Annotated in this window: 1 protein-coding gene; it reads right to left on the reverse strand. The window is 59.2% G+C overall.

What is annotated here, in order from left to right:
• On the reverse strand, nt 1-309 hold a 309-nt coding region (locus L696_RS28900), incomplete at both ends, for an AMP-binding enzyme (protein WP_155985454.1).

The following is a 309-nucleotide window of genomic DNA, read 5'->3' on the forward strand; positions in this document are numbered from 1 at the left end:
CGGCAGCGCCTTCCGGTCGATCTTTCCGTTCGGCGTTAGAGGCAGGCGCTCCAGCTCGACGAAGTACGACGGGATCATGTACCCCGGCAGCTCGCTGGCAATCGCCCGTTTCAGGTCTGCCGCCGTCAAGCCTTCTTCCGCTGTATAATAAGCGCACAAAGCTTTCTGACCTTCTTGATCTTCCCTGACGACGACGACCGCTTCCTTCACGCCACCTACACTCAGCACCTTCGCTTCGACTTCGCCCGTCTCAATCCGGTACCCCCGGATTTTCGCCTGGTTGTCGATCCGGCCGATGAAGTCCACGTT

Origin of the sequence: Paenibacillus maysiensis, assembly GCF_000520815.1 — a bacterium.
GTDB classification, from domain to species: domain Bacteria; phylum Bacillota; class Bacilli; order Paenibacillales; family Paenibacillaceae; genus Paenibacillus; species Paenibacillus maysiensis.